This is a genomic window from Streptomyces deserti (assembly GCF_054782695.1).
This window is the reverse complement of the sequence record NZ_BAAGRZ010000004.1, coordinates 312,059-331,780: the sequence shown is the minus strand read 5'-3', so window position 1 is coordinate 331,780 and position 19,722 is coordinate 312,059. Positions and strand designations below refer to the sequence as shown.

Below are 19,722 nucleotides of genomic sequence, written 5' to 3'. Positions count from 1 at the left end.
TCCGCGGCATGCGTGGGCCGGGTTTCCAGGTGCCCGGCGTGGGTGCCGGTGCCTGCCCCCACCGCCGGAGGCCCCCGCGCGCTAAGGTCTCCGCCAAGGACGTTACTGATCGGTAAGGGGAGATGGCCATGCAGCTAGGGATCAACCTCGGCTACTGGGGTGCCGGAATGGACGCGGACAATCTCGCCGTCGCGCAGGAGGCGGACCGGCTCGGATACGCCGTCTGCTGGGCCGCCGAGGCCTACGGCTCCGATGCCGCCACCGTCCTCAGCTGGGTCGCCGCCCAGACCGAACGCATCGACGTCGGCTCCGCCATCTTCCAGATCCCCGCCCGCCAGCCGGCCATGACGGCGATGACCGCCGCCACCCTCGACTCCCTCTCCGGCGGCCGCTTCCGCCTCGGCCTCGGCGTCTCCGGCCCGCAGGTCTCCGAGGGCTGGTACGGCGTCAAGTTCGACAAGCCCCTCGCCCGCACCCGCGAGTACGTCGAGATCGTCCGCAAGGCGATGACCCGCGAGCGCCTGACCTACGAGGGCGAGCACTGGACCCTGCCCCTGCCCGGCGGCCCGGGCAAGCCCATCAAGCTGACCGTGCACCCGCAGCGCGAGCACATCCCGCTGTACATCGCCGCCATCGGCCCGAAGAACCTCGAACAGACCGGCGAGATCGCCGACGGCGCCCTGCTCATCTTCCCGTCCGCCGAGCACCTCGAGGACACCACCATCACGTACCTGCGCGCGGGGCGCGAGAAGGCCGGCAAGACCCTCGACGGCTTCGACGTCTGCCCGACCGTCCCGCTCGCCGTCGGCGACGACAAGGACGTGACGACGCTCGCCGACACTTTCCGCCCCTACACCGCGCTGTACGTCGGCGGCATGGGCAGCAGCAAGCAGAACTTCTACAACCAGCTCGCCCGGCGCATGGGTTACGAGAAGGAAGCCGCCGAGGTCCAGGACAAGTACCTCTCCGGGGACAAGCAGGGCGCCGCGGCCGCCGTACCGCACGACCTCATCGACAAGACGACCCTGCTCGGTTCCGTCGACCGCATCGCGGACCGGATGAAGGCCTACGCCGAGGCCGGAGTCACCACCCTCTCCCTCGCCCCGGCGGGCTTCACGCTCGACGAGCGGATCGCCTCACTCCGCGCCGGCACCGAGGCCCTTGAACGGGCCGGGCTCGCCTAGGAAGACAGCACCGCACACTCGTAGACCAAGGGAGCTTTCCGCGGCCGTGGTGGGGGCTCGGGGGGTCTTCCCCGCCACGGCCGTCACGCGGAACAACGCGCCGCGGCCCAAGCGGTTACGCTCCCTCGCGCCCCCGGTGGTCCTCCTTTCGGCGGGTTTGTCCGACGCAACTGTTGCAGCACCCCTCCCGCGGCATTTGACTCGTTCTCTGCGGAATCCTGCAGAGAGGTCCCACGATGCTTTCGGCCAAGAGTCTGTTCCAGGAGATCCTCGACCACGACCAGTCCTTCGCCCTGTTCTGCTCCATCGCCGCGAGCGGCGAGTCCCAGGGCGGCTGGGAGAACGCCCGCATCGCCGCGCTCGTCCCCGAGTCCGAGCGCGAACTCGCCCTCAAGATCACCCGGCACGGCGCCGACGAGGACAAGCACGGCCGGATCTTCAGCGCCCTGATGAAGAAGCGCGGTCTGCAGCCCGTCCCGGTTCCGCCCGAGACCGACTACACCATGCTCCTGGAGCGCGACGGCATCGGCCTCGCCCACGACAAGCTCAAGCGCGACGAGCCGCTCACCGTGCAGGACATCGTCACCTACCTCTCGCATAGCAGGGTCACCGAACAGCGCGCCTCCGAGCAGATGGAACTGCTCCGCAAGCACTTCTCCGACCACCCGGACATCGGCCGCGCGGTCAAGCAGATCTCGAACGACGAGGACAACCATCTCGCCTACTGCCACGAGGAGTTGCTGCGCCTGGCGCGCGCCGGACACGGCCGGGCCATCCAGCGGACACTGCGCGCGTGCGCGCTCACCGAGATCCGGATCTACCGGAACGTCAGCCTCGCGGTCATGGCCCACATGGGACGCCTCCTCGGCTGGTCCCGGGCGAAGTCGGCGCTGCTCGCCGCGGGTATCCACGCCGTGTACGGCTACGAACGGCTCGGCGGCTGGCGCCGGTTGGTCACCCTGAAGACGCCGCAGCGCCGCAACGCCCTCGGCGAACCGCCCTCCGCGGCCCCCGGGTTCGCCGCCTGAGCGGGCCCTACAACCACCCCCGGCGCTTGAACAGCCGGAACACCAGCACCTCCAGGACGGCCATGACCCCGATCAGCGCCGGATACGACCACACCCAGCGCAGCTCCGGCATGTGCTCGAAGTTCATGCCGTAGACCCCCGCGATCATCGTGGGGATCGCGGCCATGGCCGCCCACGCGGAGATCTTCCGCATGTCGTCGTTCTGCCTGACGCTCATCTGCGCCAGATGCGCCGAGAGGATGTCCGAGACCAGCCGGTCCAGGCCCTCCACCGACTCGTTCACGCGCGTGAGGTGGTCGCTGACGTCCCGGAAGAACGGCCGCGCCCGGTCGTTCACGAACGGCACCGCCACACCGAACGGTGCCGTCCCCGCCAGCCGGCTCATCGGCAGGGCCAGCGGTCCGGTCGCCCGCCGGAACTCCAGGATCTGCCGCTTGAAGGTGTAGATCCGGGACGCGGTGTGCCGGGAACCGCCGCCGTCCGGCGAGAACACCTCCGCCTCCAGCTCCTCCAGGTCGGTCTGCAGCTCGGTCGCCACGTCCAGATAGTGGTCGACGGTCGCGTCGGCGATCGCGTACAGCACCGAGGTGGGGCCCTTGACCAGCAGTTCCGGCTCCTGCTCCAGGCGGTGCCGGACGGCCTTGAGCGGGGCGCCCTCGCCGTGCCGGACGGTCACCACGAACGAGTCGCCCAGGAAGATCATGATCTCGCCGGTGGAGACGGCGTCGCTCCGCGGTTCGTACACGACCGGCTTGAGGACCACGAACAGCGAGTCGTCGTAGATCTCCAGCTTGGGCCGCTGGTGGGCCTTCAGGGCGTCCTCGACGGCCAGCGGGTGCAGGGCGAACTCCTGGGTGACGTGGTCGAACTCGTCCTCCGTCGGCTCGTGCAGCCCGATCCAGACGAAACCGCCCGCCGCCCGCGCCTCGCCGAGCGCTTCGGAGAAGTCGTCGGGGCCCTCCGTACGGTGCCCGTCGCGGTAGATGGCACAGTCGACGATCACGAGGCGCATACTCCCGTCATCCGAACTCCCGTCACTCGCACTCCCGTCACCTGAACTCCCGCCACTCGAACGACACCGCACGCGCGCGTGCGCCTACGCTGGGCCGCATGCCCACGTTGATCCTGGTCCGGCACGGACGTTCCACCGCCAACACCGAGGGACTGCTCGCCGGCTGGACGCCCGGCGTCGCTCTCGACGAACGCGGGGCCGCACAGGCCGCCGCGCTGCCCGCGCGGCTCGCCGAGCTGCCCCTCGCCGAGGTCGTCACCAGTCCGCTGCAGCGCTGCCGGGAGACGATCCGGCCACTGCTGGACGCCCGCCCCGGGCTCACGGCGCACACCGACGAGCGCATCGGGGAGTGCCACTACGGCGACTGGTCGGGCCGCAAGCTCGCCGAGCTGAAGGACGAACCCCTGATGGAGGTGGTGCAGGCGCACCCGTCGGCGGCCCGGTTCCCCGGCGGCGAGTCGATGCGGGCGATGCAGACCCGGGCCGCCGAAGCCGTACGCGAGTGGAACGCGCGCGTGGAGCGCGACCACGGCGCCGACGCCGTCTATCTCATGTGCTCGCACGGCGACATCATCAAATCTCTCGTCGCGGACGCACTCGGACTTCATCTCGACCTCTTCCAGCGGATTTCCGTTGAACCGTGTTCCATCACCGCGATCCGCTACACACGACTGCGACCGTTTCTCGTCCGCCTCGGCGACACCGGTGACTTCGCGTCCCTGGTGCCGCGCGAGGAACCGCCGGCCGACGAAGCGCCGGTAGGGGGCGGTGCGGGCGCACCGTGATCGTCTCGCGCAGTAGGGTGAAGCGGTCGCAGCAGTGCCGTATCCCCGATTGCCCCGATTTCCTTCGAACCCTCGATTCCCATGGAGACAGGACGTGTCCCGTCAGGTGTTCCTCTACGACCAACCGGACCGTTTCGTGGCCGGTACGGTCGGACTGCCAGGGCGCCGTACGTTCTTCCTCCAGGCCTCCGCCGGCTCCCGGGTGACCAGCGTGGCCCTGGAGAAGACCCAGGTCGCCGCGCTCGCCGAGCGCATGGAAGAGCTGCTGGACGAGGTCGTACGCCGCAGCGGCGGCAGCGCCGCGGTGCCCGCCATGGCGCCGACCGAGATCACCGACACCGCGCCGCTCGACACCCCCATCGAGGAGGAGTTCCGCGTCGGCACCATGGCGCTGGCCTGGGACGGTGAGGAGCAGCGCATGATCGTCGAGGCGCAGGCCCTCGTGGAGCTCGACGCCGACTCCGAGGAGGACCTCGCCGAGGCCGAGGAGCGGCTGCTCCAGGACGAGGAGAACGGGCCCCCGATGCTGCGGGTCCGGCTCACCGGCGCGCAGGCCCGGGCCTTCGCCAAGCGCGCCCTCGACGTCGTCAACGCCGGGCGGCCGCCGTGCCCGCTGTGCAGCCTCCCGCTCGACCCGGAAGGACACGTATGTCCGCGCCAGAACGGATACCGCCGCGGAGCGTGACGGCCGCCGACCTGCTCGCGCGCGGTGAGCTGACGGTGCGCGGACGCATCCGGGAGGCCTCCAACGCGGCGCTGTACTGCACGGTGACCTACGAGGACCGTGAGGCCGCCTGCGTCTACAAGCCGGTCGCCGGGGAGCGGCCCCTGTGGGACTTCCCCGACGGGACGCTCGCGGGGCGCGAGGTCGCCGCGTACGAGGTCTCCGAGGCGACCGGCTGGGGGCTCGTCCCGCCCACCGTGCTGCGGGACGGGCCGTACGGCGAGGGCATGTGCCAGCTGTGGATCGAGGCGACGGCGGACACGGAGCTGCTCGCCCTGGTGGAGGGCGAGGAACCCGGGCCCGGCTGGAAGGCGATCGGGTTCGCCGAGGTCGGGGCGGGACGGACCGCGCTGCTCGTGCACGCCGACGACGAGCGGCTGCGGCGGCTCGCGGTCCTCGACGCGGTGATCAACAACGCCGACCGCAAGGGCGGGCACCTGCTGCCCGCCGGGGACGGGCGGCTGTACGGCATCGACCACGGAGTGACCTTCAACGTCGAGAACAAGCTGCGGACGCTGCTGTGGGGCTGGGCGGGGGAGCCCCTCACTCAGGAGGCGGTCGATGTCCTCAAGGGCCTGAAGAAGGGCCTCGCGCAGGGCGGGGAGCTCGCCGGGCGGCTGGCCGGGCTGATCACCGGCGCCGAGCTGGACGCCACGCGCGCGCGTGTCGACGCGCTGCTCGCGTCGGGGAAGCACCCGGAGCCGAGCGGGGAGTGGCCTGCGATTCCCTGGCCTCCGGTCTAGCCGCGAAGGCCTCCTGTCCGGGCGCGAAGACCTCCTGTCCAGCCACGCAGGCCTCCTGCCCGGCCGCGCGAACGGTCCGGCTGCACGAGTGGCGGCCAAGCGCAAGATCGCCTTCCCGGCCATCCGGTCCGCTCCGGTTCGTATATGGAACTTCAGTCCGGTTAGGCTCATGGCATGCATGCCTGGCCCGCTTCCGAGGTCCCCGCCCTGCCTGGTCAGGGCCGCGACCTGAGGATCCACGACACCGCGACCGGCGGCCTCGTCACCCTCGACCCCGGTCCCGTCGCCCGCATCTACGTCTGCGGCATCACCCCGTACGACGCCACCCACATGGGGCACGCGGCGACCTACAACGCGTTCGACCTCGTGCAGCGCGTGTGGCTCGACACCAAGCGGCAGGTTCACTACATCCAGAACGTCACCGACATCGACGACCCGCTCCTGGAGCGGGCGCAGCGCGACGGCATCGACTGGGCCGCCCTCGCCGAGAAGGAGACGGCCCTCTTCCGCGAGGACATGACGGCCCTGCGGATGCTGCCGCCGCGGCACTACATAGGCGCGGTCGAGGCGATACCCGGCATCGTGCCGCTCGTCGAGCGGCTGCGGGACCTCGGCGCCGCCTACGAACTCGAGGGGGACATCTACTTCTCCGTCGAGTCCGACCCGAACTTCGGCAAGGTCTCGGGCCTCGACGCCGCCGCCATGCGGCTGCTGTCCGCCGAGCGGGGCGGCGACCCCGACCGGCCCGGGAAGAAGAACCCCCTCGACCCGATGCTGTGGATGGCGGCCCGGCCCGGTGAGCCCAGCTGGGACGGCGGTTCGCTCGGCCGCGGGCGGCCCGGCTGGCACATCGAGTGCGTCGCCATCGCCCTGGACCACCTCGGCATGGGCTTCGACGTCCAGGGCGGCGGCTCCGACCTCGCCTTCCCGCACCACGAGATGGGCGCCTCCCACGCCCAGGTGCTGACCGGCGAGTTCCCCATGGCCAAGGCGTACGTCCACGCCGGCATGGTCGCCCTCGACGGCGAGAAGATGTCCAAGTCCAAGGGCAACCTGGTCTTCGTCTCGCGGCTGCGCCGCGAGGGCGTCGACCCCGCCGCCATCCGGCTCGCGCTGCTCGCCCACCACTACCGGGCCGACTGGGAGTGGACCGACCAGGTCCTCCAGGACGCCCTGGCCCGGCTCGACCGGTGGCGGGCCGCGGTGTCCCGGCCCGACGGCCCGCCCGCCGAGGCGCTCGTCGAGGAGATCCGCGACGCCCTCGCCGACGACCTGGACGCTCCCGCCGCGCTCGCCTCCGTCGACCGCTGGGCCGCGCTTCAGCAGGAGAGCGGCGGCACGGACCCGGGCGCGCCCGGTGTCGTCTCGCGCGCCGTCGACGCACTGCTCGGCGTGGCCCTCTAAGCGGGAAGTCGCCCTCTGGAACAGCGGGCAGTCGCCCTCTGGAAGAGCGGGACACAGGAGAGCAGGAAAACGACAAGGGGGCTTCCGCGGTCAACGCCTGCGGAGGCCCCCGGTCATGTGGCGGGCTCTGAGCGTCTGTTGAGACCGCCCGCATCACCGACCCGCGCTTCCGCATCCCCACGACCGTCGCGGCCTGGGGCAGCCGCCTGTCCTGCCCAACGCGCGGTTCGAAGTGGAGCCGACGCCGGACACCGGGTACGACGCGGTGGCGGTGGACCAGGTCTGAGCCAGTGGGTGGGGCGTACACACCCGGGCGGGGTGGGACGTACGCGCCCCACCCCGTCAGTCCTCCGACGACTCCTCGTCGTCCCCGGCCGCCTTCGGCGGCTTCGGCGGGCGGGTACGACCGCTGGGGTTGTCCCGCAGGAACGACGTGCCGGACGTGCCGGGCGGGACGTCGCCGCCCTCCGCGGTGGCGTGTCCGCCGGGCGGGCCGCCGGCTCCGTCCCGGCGCCGCAGGTAGCGCTCGAACTCGCGGGCGATCGCCTCGCCCGACGCCTCCGGCAGCTCGGCCGTGTCCCGGGCCTCCTCCAGCGTCTGGACGTACTCGGCGACCTCGCTGTCCTCGGCGGCCAGCTGGTCCACGCCCACCTGCCAGGCACGCGCGTCCTCGGGCAGCTCGCCCAGCGGGATGCGCACGTCGATCAGGTCCTCCAGGCGGTTGAGGAGGGCCAGCGTGGCCTTGGGGTTGGGCGGCTGCGACACGTAGTGCGGGACGGCCGCCCACAGCGAGACGGCCGGGACGCCCGCGTGCGTACAGGCTTCCTGCAGGACGCCGACGATGCCCGTGGGCCCCTCGTACTTGGTCTCCTCCAGATCCATCCTGCGGGCCAGATCCGGATCGGACGTGGTCCCGCTGATCGGGACCGGACGCGTGTGCGGGGTGTCGCCGAGCAGGGCGCCCAGGATGACCACCAGCTCCACGCCCAGTTCGTGCGCGAAGCCGAGCAGTTCGTTGCAGAACGAGCGCCACCGCATGGACGGCTCGATGCCGCGGACCAGGACGAGATCGCGCGGCTTCTCGCCGCCGACCCGGACGACCGACAACCTTGTCGTCGGCCACGTGATCTTGCGGACGCCGCCGTCCATGAACACCGTGGGGCGGTTCACCTGGAAGTCGTAGTAGTCCTCGGCGTCCAGCGCCGCGAACACCTCGCCCTTCCATTCCCTGTCCAGATGCGCGACCGCGGTGGAGGCGGCGTCGCCGGCATCGTTCCAGCCCTCGAACGCGGCCACCATGACCGGGTCGATCAGCTCGGGAACCCCCTCGAGCTCGATCACCCAGTGCCTCCTTCCGACGTGCCCTCGCGTACGCCCCAACCTTACGGCGTGCCAAGGGGGCGCCCGCAGCCCCCTTGCACGGGGGAGTGACCCCATCACTGCCCCGCGAGCCACCCTGGAACACCCTGGAGTGATCCGAGCTGTTCCGGACCGGTTTCGGCGGCGAGCCGCGAACCGCGAGCCAGGGGTGTGGGGGACCGGCACGTCGGGATGAGTCCAGAGATCGGATGTCCGAATCGCGCAGCGGTCCGTGTGGCGCAGCCGGTGGCCGGGCGGCGGCCGGGGCGGCCGTCGCCGTGCCGTGATCGGCACGGGGGCTGGTGCGCCATCGGCGTCCGGCAGTCCGCCTGGAGCCAGTACGCCACCGCCCGCTGCCACCTGGCCCTGCCGGCCGGTTACAGGGTCGAACGCAGCCACTGCTCCACGGACGCGATGTGCACCGTCGCCCACGACCGCGCCGCCTCCGCGTCCCGGTCGCGCAACGCGCCCAGGATCGCCCGGTGTTCGCGCAGGGTGCGGCCGACCGCGTCCTCCTGGGTGAGGCCGCGCCAGATGCGGGCCCGGGTGGTCGGGCCCGACAGCCCGTCGAGCAGCGAGCACAGCACGGAGTTGCCGGAGCTCTGCACGATGCCCCGGTGGAACTCCAGATCGCAGGCGACGAGGTCCTCCACGGACGGATCGTCGCCGAGCTTGTCCAACTGGGCGGTCAGCGCGTCCAGTTGCTGCTCACTGATGCGGCTCGCCGCCATCGCCGTGGCGGCCGGCTCCAGGATGCGCCGTACGGCCAGGAACTCCAGGACCGTGTCGTCGCGGTGGAAGTCGACGACGAAACTGAGCGCCTCCAGCAGGAGTTGCGGGTCGAGGCTGGTGACGTACGTGCCGTCGCCCTGCCGTACGTCCAGGATGCGGATCAGTGACAGCGCGCGCACCGCCTCCCGCAGCGAGTTGCGGGACAGCCCCAGTTCGGTGGCGAGTTCGCTCTCCTTGGGCAGCCGGTCGCCGGGGCGCAGCGCGCCGGAGACGATCATCCCCTTGATCTTCTCGATCGCCTCGTCGGTGACCGCCATGGCCGGCCTCTCCTTGTTCAGACCTCCGATGTCCAGGTCATTATGCGGGCGCCGGAGGACTGGACCCGTCCTTGCGCTTCATATCGAGATTCTGCGATGTTGCGATGCATCATCGTACTGATGGGCGCTGATGGGCCAATGAGTGACGCACACGGCGACGCACACGAGACGACACGAGGAGAAACACGATGGGCAGCCTCGACGGCCTGGACCTCGGCACGTTCGGCCTCTACACGTTCGACTTCGAGCACCAGCCGGCCGCGCAGTTGCGCGCCTCGGTCCAGGAGCTGGAGGAGCAGGGCTGGCGCGCGGTCTGGTTTCCCGAAGTGCTCGGACGCGAGGCGCTCACCCTCGCGGGTTACCTGCTCTCCTGCACCGAGCGTCTGCATGTCGTCAACGGCATCGCCCAGATCTGGTCCCGCGAGGCCCGGTGGACCCAGGGCGCCGCCCTTCTGCTGGCCGACGCCCACCCCGACCGGCACGTGCTCGGACTGGGGTTCGGTGGCAAGCCCCGGCCCGGGGTCAAGCCGCTCGCCGCCATGGCCGCGTACCTCGACGAGATGGACGCGCTCCAGACGCCCGGCCCCGCGCCGAAGGCCCCGATCCGCCGCATTCTGGCCGCGTACGGCCCCAAGATGCTCGAACTGGCCCGCGACCGCACGGCCGGTGCCCACACGTACCACGTCAACGTCGCCCACACCGCGCAGGCACGGCGGATCCTCGGCCCGGACGCGTTCCTCGGCGTCGAACACGCGGTGCTGTTCGAGTCCGACCCCGCCACGGCCCGGGGGATCGCCCGCGAGCACCTGCACCCGTACCTGAACACCCCGTACAACATCGCCAAGTTCCGCCGGCTCGGCTACGCGGAGGAGGAGCTCACGGGCGGCGGCAGCGACCGGCTCGTCGACGACCTGGTGTTCTGGGGCGACCTGGACCGCATCGTCGAACGGCTCCGCGCCCACGTGGACGCCGGCGCCGACCACGTCGCCGTCCAGGTCATCGGCATCGAGCCGGGCCGGTCGGCGATGCCGCACTGGCGCCGACTCGGCGAGGCGCTGCTGCCCGGGAGGCCGTGAGCAGCCGGAGTCAGGGGGAGCGGCCGGAGTCGGTGGCGGGCGGGGGAACAGGGCGGCTGGAGGGCGGCTGACCTGTGGCCGTCCCGGGCGGTGCACGGGCGGGAGCCGGTGGCGGCCCGGGAAACGGGGCGGCTGCAGCGTGGCCCCGCCCCATCGCCGTCCCGGCCGGACAGCCGGACAGTGGCCGGGAAGCGGCGGCGGGTGCGCGAAAGGGGCGGCTCCGTCGGCGTGGAGTCGCCCCTTTCGGTGCCGGCTCCCGTGCGGGGGAGCCGGGGCCCGGTGACTACTTCTTGTCGAGCAGGTCCTGGACCTTCGCGCGGACCTCGTCCGTGGCCAGGCCGCGGATCGTCAGGGTCGTACGGCGGCGCAGCACGTCGTCGACCGTCTCGGCCCACTCGTGGTCCCGGGCCCAGACGACCTGCGCCCAGATCTCCGGGGCGTCCGGGTGGACGCGCTCGGCCAGCGCCGGGTCGTCGTTGGCCAGGCGGGCGATGTCGAAGGCCAGCGAACCGTAGTGCGTGGCCAGGTGCCTGGCCGTGTCGGCGGCCATGCGCGGGCCCGGCGCGGGGTGGTCGACCAGCAGGCGGTGGGCGACCGCGCGCGGGTTGGCGACGCCCGGCAGCGGCAGCTTCTTCGGCAGCGAGGAGATCGGCTCGAAGTCGTCGCCCAGCGGGTGGCCCGGCAGCGACTCCAGCTTCTTCATGACCGTACGGCCGATGTGGCGGAACGTGGTCCACTTGCCGCCCGCGACGGACAGCATCCCGCCCCGGCCCTCCGTGACCACCGTCTCGCGCTTGGCCTTCGCCGTGTCGCCGGGGCCGCCCGGCAGCACACGCAGGCCCGCGAAGGCGTACGTCATCAGGTCGCGGCTGAGCTGCTGGTCGCGGATGGAGAAGGCGGCCTCGTCGAGGATCTGGGCTATGTCCTTCTCGTTGACCGCCACGTCCGCCGGGTCGCCCTCGTACTCCTCGTCGGTGGTGCCGAGCAGGAGCATGTCCTCCCAGGGGAGGGCGAAGGTGATGCGGTACTTGTCGATGGGCGTGGCGAGAGCGGCCCGCCAGGGGGAGGTCCGCTTCAGGACCAGATGCGCGCCCTTCGACAGGCGGATGGACGGCGCGGCATTCGGGTCCTCCATCTTGCGCAGGTGGTCGACCCACGGGCCGGTCGCGTTCAGGACGAGACGGGCGTCGACGCCGAACTCGTCACCGGACTGCCGGTCCTTCAGCTCGGCACCGGTGACCCGGCCCCGGGTGAAGCGCAGGCCCGTGACCTCGGCGTGGTTCAACACCACCGCGCCCGCCTCGACGGCCGCGCGGACCGTCATCAGCGCCATCCGCGCGTCGTTCATCTGGTCGTCGCCGTACACGGCCACGGCCTTGAGGTTCTCCGTGCGCAGCTCGGGCACGTCCTGCGCCGCCTTGGCCGGCGAGAGCAGATGCCCGACGCCGTCACCGAAGGCCGACAGCGCGGAGTAGGCGAAGACGCCCGCTCCGAGCTTCGCCGCGCCGTGCGGCCCGCCCTTGTACACGGGGAGGTAGAACGTGAGCGGGTTCGCCAGGTGAGGGGCCACCTGGCGGGAGACCGCACGGCGCTCGAAGTGGTTCTCCGCCACCAGCTTCACCGCGCCGGTCTGCAGGTAGCGCAGACCGCCGTGGAGCAGCTTGGAGGAGGCGGAGGAGGTGGCACCGGCGAAGTCGCCGGCGTCGACCAGAGCCACCCTGAGGCCGGACTGCGCGGCGTGCCAGGCGGTGGAGATGCCCAGAATGCCGCCGCCGATCACGAGAAGGTCGTACGACGCCTTGGCGAGCTGCTCCCGGGTCTCGGCTCGGCTCGGGTTCGAGCCGTAGGCCGGGCGCGTGCCCAGGGCAGGCACGGACTGCAGGGTGGACTGACTGGTCATGCGGTTTCTTACTCCTCGTCCTCGAGCCAGCCCATGGTCCGCTCGACGGCCTTGAGCCAGTTCTTGTACTCACGGTCGCGGGTCTCCGCGTCCATGCGGGGGGTCCACTCGGCGGCCCGCCGCCAGTTGGCGCGCAGGTCGTCGGTGCTGGTCCAGAAGCCGACGGCGAGACCGGCGGCGTAGGCGGCGCCGAGGCAGGTCGTCTCGGCGACCATCGGGCGCACCACGGGGGCGTCCAGGACGTCCGAGAGCGTCTGCATCAGCAGGTTGTTGGAGGTCATGCCGCCGTCGACCTTGAGGGTGGCGAGCTGGACGCCGGAGTCCTTCGTCATGGCGTCGGCGATCTCGCGGGTCTGCCAGGCGGTGGCCTCCAGGACGGCGCGCGCGAGGTGCGCCTTGGTGACGTACCGGGTCAGGCCGGCGATCACACCGCGCGCGTCGGAGCGCCAGTACGGGGCGAACAGTCCGGAGAAGGCCGGTACGAAGTAGGCGCCGCCGTTGTCCTCGACCGACAGGGCGAGGGTCTCGATCTCGGCGGCGGTGGAGATCAGGCCCATCTGGTCGCGCATCCACTGCACCAGCGAGCCGGTGACGGCGATCGAGCCCTCCAGGGCGTAGACCGGCTTGTCGTCGCCGATCTGGTAGCCGACGGTGGTCAGCAGGCCGCTGTAGGAGTTGATGAGCTTGTCACCGGTGTTCATCACCATGAAGGTGCCGGTGCCGTACGTCGACTTGGTCTCGCCCTCGGCGAAGCAGGTCTGGCCGAACAGGGCGGCCTGCTGGTCGCCGAGCGCGGAGGCGACCGGAATACCGCCGAGCAGGTCGCCCAGCTTGCCGCCCTTGATCTCCCCGTACACCTCGGCGGAGGAGCGGATCTCGGGGAGGATCTGCGTCGGCACACCGATGGACTCGGCGATCTTCTCGTCCCACGCCATGGTGTGCAGGTTCATGAGAAGCGTGCGGGAGGCGTTGGTGACGTCCGTGACGTGCTTGCCGCCGTCGACACCGCCGGTCAGGTTCCAGATGACCCAGGTGTCCATGGTGCCGAAGAGGATGTCGCCCGCCTCGGCGCGCTCCTTGAGGCCGTCGACGTTGTCGAGCAGCCAGCGGGCCTTGGGGCCGGCGAAGTAGGAGGCCAGGGGGAGGCCGGTCTCGCGGCGGAAGCGGTCCTGGCCGACGTTGCGGCCGAGCTCCCTGCACAGGGCGTCGGTGCGGGTGTCCTGCCAGACGATGGCGTTGTGGACGGGCTCACCGGTGTTCTTGTCCCACAGCACGGTCGTCTCGCGCTGGTTGGTGATGCCGATGGCCTTGATGTCGTCGCGGGTGATGCCGGCCTTCTCGATGGCCCCGGCGACGACCTCCTGGACGTTGGTCCAGATCTCGGTGGCGTTGTGCTCGACCCAGCCCGGCTTCGGGAAGATCTGCTCGTGCTCCTTCTGGTCGACGGAGACGATGCGGCCGTCGCGGTCGAAGACGATGCAGCGGGAAGAGGTCGTGCCTTGGTCGATGGCCGCAATGAACGGTCCGTGGCCGTGGGAGGCGATGCCGGCGGTGTGGGCGTCGGTCACTGTGTGCTCCTGGAAAATCCGTGGTTATGGGCTTTACGTACGGCGCGTGCTGTGAGTTTCGCTGTTCCGTAGCTCAATGGGATGAAGCTCGGTTGCGTCACGCGAACGCGACGTTGTAGATGCCTGCGGCGATCGCGCCGCCGACCAGCGGACCGACCACCGGGATCCAGGCGTAGCCCCAGTCGGAGCCGCCCTTGTTGGGCAGCGGCAGCAGGGCGTGCACGATACGCGGACCGAGGTCCCGGGCCGGGTTGATCGCGTAGCCCGTCGGGCCGCCGAGGGACAGGCCGATCGAAACGACCACGAGCGCGGTGACCAGGGCGCCCAGGGTGCCGAGGCCGTTGCCCTTGTCGTTCAGGCCCTGCGTGAGGACGGCGAGCACCAGGACGATCGTGCCGATGATCTCTGTGGCGAGGTTCTGCCACACGACTCTGATCTCGGGGCCGGTGGAGAAGACGCCCAGCACCGGGCCGGCGCCCTTCTCCTGCGCCTCGACGGCCTTGGCGGCGGTGGCCTGCGCGCCGGGCCCGCCCACGATCTCCCTGTCGGTGAGGTGGGCGTGGAACTGGCCGTAGTAGGCGAGCCAGACCAGAGCCGCGCCGATCATGGCGCCGAGCAGCTGTCCGGCGAAGTACGCCGGAACGTTGCTCCAGTCGCTGTCCTTGATCGCGAGAGCGACGGTCACGGCCGGGTTCAGGTGGGCGCCGGACAGCGGCGCCGAGGTGTAGACCGCCGTGAGCACTGCGAAGCCCCACCCGAAGGTGATGGCGAGCCAGCCGGCGTTGCGGGCCTTGGAGGCCTTCAGCGTGACGGCGGCGCACACTCCGCCGCCGAGCAGGATGAGTATGGCGGTACCGATGGTCTCGCCGATGAAGATGTCGGAGCTGGACACCCGCGACTCCTTTGTCCTTCGTCCAGGGGGAGGTACAACCGGCCTGGCGGTGTCACACTCTAGCGCGTATTGCCGGTAGGTGTTCGACAATGCCGACCGATGGACGGGAGTCTTGCTTCGGCGTTACGGGCACGTCAAGAGTTCTGTAATCGAAAGCACGATCGTTATTGATCGTCACGGGTTTGCGATCTTCAGGCGGGATGTGCGGGGCTTCGCCTGACATACCCCGTTCGGGGCACGGCTGAGGCCGGAGCGCCGTACGACGCCCCGGTGCCCGTCCCGCGGGTGTGTGCGGCGCTCAGAACCGCCCGGCGCCCAGATCCCGCGACACCGCGCGGGCGCAGTCCCGTACGGCCGCGATCAGCTCCGGACGCAGCTCCCCGTCCCGGCGCAGCCGCTCCACCGCGCCGGTGATGCCGACCGCGCCGACCGGCATGCGCCGCCGGTCGTGGATGGGGGCGGCGATGGAGGCGACGCCCTCCCAGGTCTCCTCGACGTCGGCCGCGTACCCACGCGCGCGCGTGAGGTCGAGGATGTGCTCGAAGTCCTCCAGCTCGCACACGGTACGGTCCGTGAACGCCTTGCGGTCGGCCTCGATCGCCTCGCTGTGCGCGACCGGGTCGTAGGCCGACAGCACCTTTCCCAGGGCGGTGGAGTGCAGCGGCTGCATGGCCCCTATCTCCAGGACCTGCCGGCTGTCGTCGGGCCGGAAGACGTGGTGCACGATCAGCACGCCCTGCTGGTGCAGGACGCCCAGGTAGACACTCTCGCCGCTGGAGCGGGCCAGGTCGTCCGCCCACACCAGGGCACGCGCCCGCAGCTCGTGCACGTCGAGGTACGTCGTGCCGAGCCGCAGCAGCTCGGCGCCCAGCTGGTAGCGCCCGGAGGCCTCGTCCTGCTCGACGAACCCCTCCTGCTGGAGGGTGCGCAGGATCCCGTGGGCGGTGCCTTTGGCGAGGCCCAGCGACGAGGCGATGTCCGACAGGCCGAGCCGCCGTTCGCCGCCCGCCAGCAGCCGCAGCATCGCGGCCGCCCGCTCGAGCGACTGGATGTTCCGTGCCATCGCCGTACTGCCTCCCGTCCCCTTCGACCGTCGACCCGCGACGCCGCTGCCGCTGTTCGGCAATGCCGAACACTACCGGTCGTTGCCGACCTCTCGCCAATGGTCGGTCGCCCCGTGTTTCGTCTCAGCCGGCCCATCGGTCGCTCAGCGGCAGGTCTGTCCGCCATCGGCGTCCGGCCCGTGGACGCCCTGCCCATCCAAGCCCACTCCCGGTTACGCTGGCGCCGTGCGCCTTTCCCGGATTCCCGTGGGACCGGGTCCCGTGGGACCGGATCCCCGTGGGATCGGATTCCCGGGGAAGCCGCATAGCCGACAGCCGTCGCACCCGAGGGAGCCCCGTACATGGCCTCGTTGCCGCTGACCCCTTCCGCCGACAGCCGGACCCGCGTGTCCGCCCTCCGTGAGGCGCTCGCCACCCGTGTGGTCGTCGCCGACGGAGCGATGGGCACCATGCTCCAGGCCCAGGACCCCACCCTCGAGGACTTCCAGAACCTCGAGGGCTGCAACGAGATCCTGAACCTGACCCGCCCGGACATCGTCCGCTCCGTCCACGACGCGTACTTCGCGGTGGGCGTCGACTGCGTCGAGACCAACACCTTCGGCTCCAACCACACGGCCATGGCGGAGTACGACATCTCCGACCGGGTGTACGAGCTGTCCGAGGCGGGTGCCCGCATCGCCCGCGAGGCGGCCGACGAGTACGCATCTCAGGACGGCCGGCCCCGCTGGGTGCTGGGCTCGGTCGGTCCCGGCACCAAGCTGCCGACGCTGGGCCACATCGCGTACGGCACCATCCGCGACGGCTACCAGGCCAACGCCGAGGGCCTGCTGGCCGGCGGCGCCGACGCGCTGATCGTGGAGACCACGCAGGACCTGCTCCAGACGAAGGCGTCCATCCTGGGCGCCCGCCGCGCCATGGAGGCGACCGGTGTCGAGGTCCCGCTGCTGTGCTCGATGGCCTTCGAGACCACCGGCACCATGCTGCTCGGCTCCGAGATCGGCGCGGCGCTGACCGCGCTGGAGCCGCTGGGCATCGACATGATCGGCCTGAACTGTTCCACCGGCCCGGCCGAGATGAGCGAGCACCTGCGCTACCTCACGCGCCACTCCCGTATCCCGCTGCTGTGCATGCCGAACGCGGGCCTGCCGATCCTCACCAAGGACGGCGCCCACTTCCCGCTCGACCCCGAGGGCCTGGCCGACGCCCAGCAGAACTTCGTCCTCGACTACGGCCTGTCCCTGGTCGGCGGCTGCTGCGGCACCACCCCCGAGCACCTGCGCCAGCTCGTCGAGCGCGTCCGGGACATCGCGCCGCCCGAGCGGAACCCGCAGCCCGAGCCGGGCGCGGCCTCGCTGTACCAGAGCGTGCCGTTCCGGCAGGACACCTCGTACCTGGCCATCGGCGAGCGCACCAACGCCAACGGCTCGAAGAAGTTCCGCGAGGCCATGCTCGACGGCCGCTGGGACGACTGTGTGGAGATGGCCCGGGAGCAGATCCGCGAGGGCGCGCACATGCTCGACCTGTGCGTCGACTACGTCGGTCGCGACGGCGTCGCCGACATGGAGGAGCTGGCCGGCCGCTTCGCCACCGCCTCCACCCTGCCGATCGTGCTGGACTCCACCGAGGTCGACGTGATCCGGGCCGGGCTGGAGAAGCTCGGCGGCCGTGCGGTGATCAACTCGGTGAACTACGAGGACGGCGACGGCCCCGAGTCCCGGTTCGCGAAGGTCACCCAGCTCGCCAAGGAGCACGGCGCCGCGCTGATCGCGCTGACCATCGACGAGGAGGGGCAGGCCCGCACGGTCGAGAAGAAGGTCGAGATCGCCGAGCGGCTGATCGCGGACCTGACCGGCAACTGGGGCATCCACGAGGAGGACATCCTCGTCGACTGTCTGACCTTCACCATCTGCACCGGCCAGGAGGAGTCCCGCAAGGACGGCATCGCCACCATCGAGGCGATCCGCGAGCTGAAGAAGCGCCACCCCAAGGTGCAGACCACGCTCGGCCTGTCCAACATCTCCTTCGGCCTCAACCCGGCCGCGCGCATCCTGCTCAACTCCGTCTTCCTCGACGAGTGCGTCAAGGCGGGCCTGGACTCGGCGATCGTGCACGCGTCGAAGATCCTGCCGATCGCCCGGTTCAGTGAGGAAGAGGTGCAGACGGCCCTCGACCTGATCTACGACCGCCGCAGCGAAGGCTACGACCCCCTCCAGAAGCTCATGCAGCTCTTCGAGGGCGCCACCGCCAAGTCCCTCAAGGCCGGCAAGGCCGAGGAACTGGCCGCCCTGCCGCTGGACGAGCGCCTCAAGCGGCGCATCATCGACGGCGAGCGCAACGGCCTGGAGGCCGACCTCGACGAGGCGCTGCAGTCCCGCCCCGCCCTCGACATCGTCAACGAGACGCTGCTGGACGGCATGAAGGTCGTCGGCGAGCTGTTCGGCTCCGGCCAGATGCAGCTGCCGTTCGTGCTGCAGTCCGCCGAGGTGATGAAGACCGCGGTGGCCTACCTCGAACCGCACATGGAGAAGACCGACGAGGCCGGCAAGGGCACCATCGTGCTGGCCACCGTGCGCGGCGACGTGCACGACATCGGCAAGAACCTCGTCGACATCATCCTGTCCAACAACGGCTACAACGTCGTCAACCTCGGCATCAAGCAGCCGGTCTCCGCGATCCTGGAGGCCGCCGAGGAGAACAAGGCCGACGTCATCGGCATGTCCGGGCTCCTGGTCAAGTCCACGGTGATCATGAAGGAGAACCTGGAGGAGCTCAACACCCGGGGTCTGGCCGCCAAGTACCCGGTCATCCTCGGCGGCGCCGCCCTCACGCGCGCGTACGTCGAGCAGGACCTGCACGAGATCTACGAGGGCGAAGTCCGCTACGCCCGCGACGCGTTCGAGGGCCTGCGCCTGATGGACGCCCTCATCGGCATCAAGCGCGGCGTGCCCGGCGCGAAGCTGCCCGAGCTGCGGCAGCGCCGCGTCAGGGCGGCCACCGTGGAGGTCGAGGAACGCCCGGAGGAGGGCTCGGTCCGCTCCGACGTCGCCACCGACAACCCCGTCCCGGAGCCGCCCTTCTGGGGCACCCGCGTCATCAAGGGCGTCCAGCTCAAGGAGTACGCGTCCTGGCTGGACGAGGGCGCCCTGTTCAAGGGCCAGTGGGGCCTGAAGCAGGCCCGTACCGGCGAGGGACCGTCGTACGAGGAACTCGTCGAGACCGAGGGCCGGCCCCGGCTGCGCGGCCTGCTCGACAAGCTGCAGACGGACAACCTGCTGGAGGCGGCCGTCGTCTATGGCTACTTCCCGTGCGTGTCCAAGGACGACGACCTGATCATCCTGGACGAGCAGGGCAACGAGCGGACCCGCTTCACCTTCCCGCGTCAGCGGCGCGGCCGGCGCCTGTGTCTGGCCGACTTCTTCCGGCCGGAGGAGTCGGGGGAGACGGACGTCGTCGGGCTCCAGGTCGTCACCGTCGGCTCACGCATCGGCGAGGAGACCGCACGACTGTTCGAGTCCAACGCCTATCGTGACTACCTGGAACTGCACGGACTGTCCGTGCAGTTGGCCGAGGCGCTCGCCGAGTACTGGCACGCGCGCGTGCGCGCCGAACTCGGCTTCGCCGGCGAGGACCCGGACGAGATGCAGGGCATGTTCGAACTGAAGTACCGCGGCGCCCGCTTCTCCCTCGGCTACGGCGCCTGCCCGAACCTGGAGGACCGGGCGAAGATCGCCGACCTGCTCCAGCCGGAGCGCATCGGCGTCCGCCTGTCCGAGGAGTTCCAGCTGCACCCCGAGCAGTCCACGGACGCCATCGTGATCCACCACCCGGAGGCGAAGTACTTCAACGCCCGCTGAGCCGTACGTACGGCCACGGAAACCCGCTGTGACCACCTCTCGGGGCGGTCACGGCGGGCCTTGGCGCACACACTGGGTCG

At 70.7% G+C, this 19,722-nt stretch carries 15 protein-coding genes; 8 read left to right on the top strand and 7 right to left on the bottom strand.

Features of this window, described 5'->3' with window-relative positions; all coding sequences use genetic code 11:
* Positions 1-128: 128 nt before the first annotated feature.
* Together ACYVMZ_RS11730 and ACYVMZ_RS11725 are read left to right on the top strand one after the other, a co-directional pair.
* The gene (locus ACYVMZ_RS11730; protein WP_461078395.1) at positions 129-1,184 is read left to right on the top strand and encodes an LLM class F420-dependent oxidoreductase; all 1,056 of its coding nucleotides are present in this window, start codon (positions 129-131) and stop codon (positions 1,182-1,184) included.
* A gap of 236 nt (positions 1,185-1,420) precedes the next feature.
* On the top strand, positions 1,421-2,212 hold the full coding sequence (locus ACYVMZ_RS11725; RefSeq protein ID WP_461078393.1) for a ferritin-like domain-containing protein: 792 nt from the start codon (positions 1,421-1,423) through the stop codon (positions 2,210-2,212).
* A 7-nt stretch (positions 2,213-2,219) separates the two neighbouring features.
* Here ACYVMZ_RS11725 and corA read toward each other — a convergent pair whose 3' ends face one another.
* Positions 2,220-3,215 (bottom strand): magnesium/cobalt transporter CorA, encoded by a 996-nt coding sequence (corA, locus tag ACYVMZ_RS11720; RefSeq protein WP_461078546.1) that lies wholly within the window; start codon positions 3,213-3,215, stop codon positions 2,220-2,222.
* A gap of 107 nt (positions 3,216-3,322) precedes the next feature.
* On the opposite strand from corA, the gene ACYVMZ_RS11715 reads away from it, so the two are divergent.
* From ACYVMZ_RS11715 to mshC, 4 genes are all read left to right on the top strand, one after another.
* Positions 3,323-4,009 (top strand): histidine phosphatase family protein, encoded by a 687-nt coding sequence (locus ACYVMZ_RS11715; RefSeq protein WP_461078391.1) that lies wholly within the window; start codon positions 3,323-3,325, stop codon positions 4,007-4,009.
* 94 nt (positions 4,010-4,103) lie between these two features.
* Complete coding sequence (locus tag ACYVMZ_RS11710) at positions 4,104-4,694, top strand: DUF3090 domain-containing protein (protein WP_461078389.1); 591 nt, start codon at positions 4,104-4,106, stop codon at positions 4,692-4,694.
* Positions 4,658-5,476, top strand: a complete 819-nt coding sequence (locus ACYVMZ_RS11705) for an SCO1664 family protein (RefSeq protein ID WP_461078387.1) — start codon at positions 4,658-4,660, stop codon at positions 5,474-5,476. Before ACYVMZ_RS11710 ends, ACYVMZ_RS11705 begins: the two co-directional genes overlap by 37 nt.
* A gap of 174 nt (positions 5,477-5,650) precedes the next feature.
* Entirely contained in the window at positions 5,651-6,880 is a 1,230-nt protein-coding gene (gene mshC / locus ACYVMZ_RS11700) for a cysteine--1-D-myo-inosityl 2-amino-2-deoxy-alpha-D-glucopyranoside ligase (RefSeq protein WP_461078385.1), read from the top strand.
* Positions 6,881-7,222: 342 nt separating this feature from the next.
* On the opposite strand, the gene ACYVMZ_RS11695 is transcribed toward mshC, so the two are convergent.
* Together ACYVMZ_RS11695 and ACYVMZ_RS11690 are read right to left on the bottom strand one after the other, a co-directional pair.
* Entirely contained in the window at positions 7,223-8,221 is a 999-nt protein-coding gene (locus ACYVMZ_RS11695; RefSeq protein WP_461078383.1) for a PAC2 family protein, read from the bottom strand.
* A gap of 395 nt (positions 8,222-8,616) precedes the next feature.
* Positions 8,617-9,288 (bottom strand): FadR/GntR family transcriptional regulator, encoded by a 672-nt coding sequence (locus ACYVMZ_RS11690; protein WP_461078381.1) that lies wholly within the window; start codon positions 9,286-9,288, stop codon positions 8,617-8,619.
* A 188-nt stretch (positions 9,289-9,476) separates the two neighbouring features.
* Here ACYVMZ_RS11690 and ACYVMZ_RS11685 point away from each other — a divergent pair, with 188 nt between their 5' ends.
* Positions 9,477-10,364 carry a TIGR03620 family F420-dependent LLM class oxidoreductase gene (locus ACYVMZ_RS11685; RefSeq protein WP_461078379.1) on the top strand — a complete coding sequence of 296 codons (888 nt, stop codon included), beginning with the start codon at positions 9,477-9,479 and terminating at the stop codon, positions 10,362-10,364.
* A 283-nt stretch (positions 10,365-10,647) separates the two neighbouring features.
* On the opposite strand, the gene ACYVMZ_RS11680 is transcribed toward ACYVMZ_RS11685, so the two are convergent.
* The 4 genes from ACYVMZ_RS11680 to ACYVMZ_RS11665 form a co-directional block, all read right to left on the bottom strand.
* Entirely contained in the window at positions 10,648-12,264 is a 1,617-nt protein-coding gene (locus ACYVMZ_RS11680) for a glycerol-3-phosphate dehydrogenase/oxidase (RefSeq protein WP_461078377.1), read from the bottom strand.
* Between the two features lie 8 nt (positions 12,265-12,272).
* Entirely contained in the window at positions 12,273-13,832 is a 1,560-nt protein-coding gene (glpK, locus tag ACYVMZ_RS11675; RefSeq protein WP_461078375.1) for a glycerol kinase GlpK, read from the bottom strand.
* A gap of 97 nt (positions 13,833-13,929) precedes the next feature.
* Entirely contained in the window at positions 13,930-14,724 is a 795-nt protein-coding gene (locus ACYVMZ_RS11670) for an MIP/aquaporin family protein (protein WP_461078373.1), read from the bottom strand.
* A 298-nt stretch (positions 14,725-15,022) separates the two neighbouring features.
* The gene (locus ACYVMZ_RS11665) at positions 15,023-15,787 is read right to left on the bottom strand and encodes an IclR family transcriptional regulator (RefSeq protein WP_461078371.1); all 765 of its coding nucleotides are present in this window, start codon (positions 15,785-15,787) and stop codon (positions 15,023-15,025) included.
* A gap of 342 nt (positions 15,788-16,129) precedes the next feature.
* Between ACYVMZ_RS11665 and metH the strand changes: the two genes are divergently transcribed.
* A complete protein-coding gene (metH, locus tag ACYVMZ_RS11660; protein WP_461078369.1) occupies positions 16,130-19,642 on the top strand; it encodes a methionine synthase in 3,513 nt (1,170 codons plus the stop codon).
* Positions 19,643-19,722 lie beyond the last annotated feature (80 nt).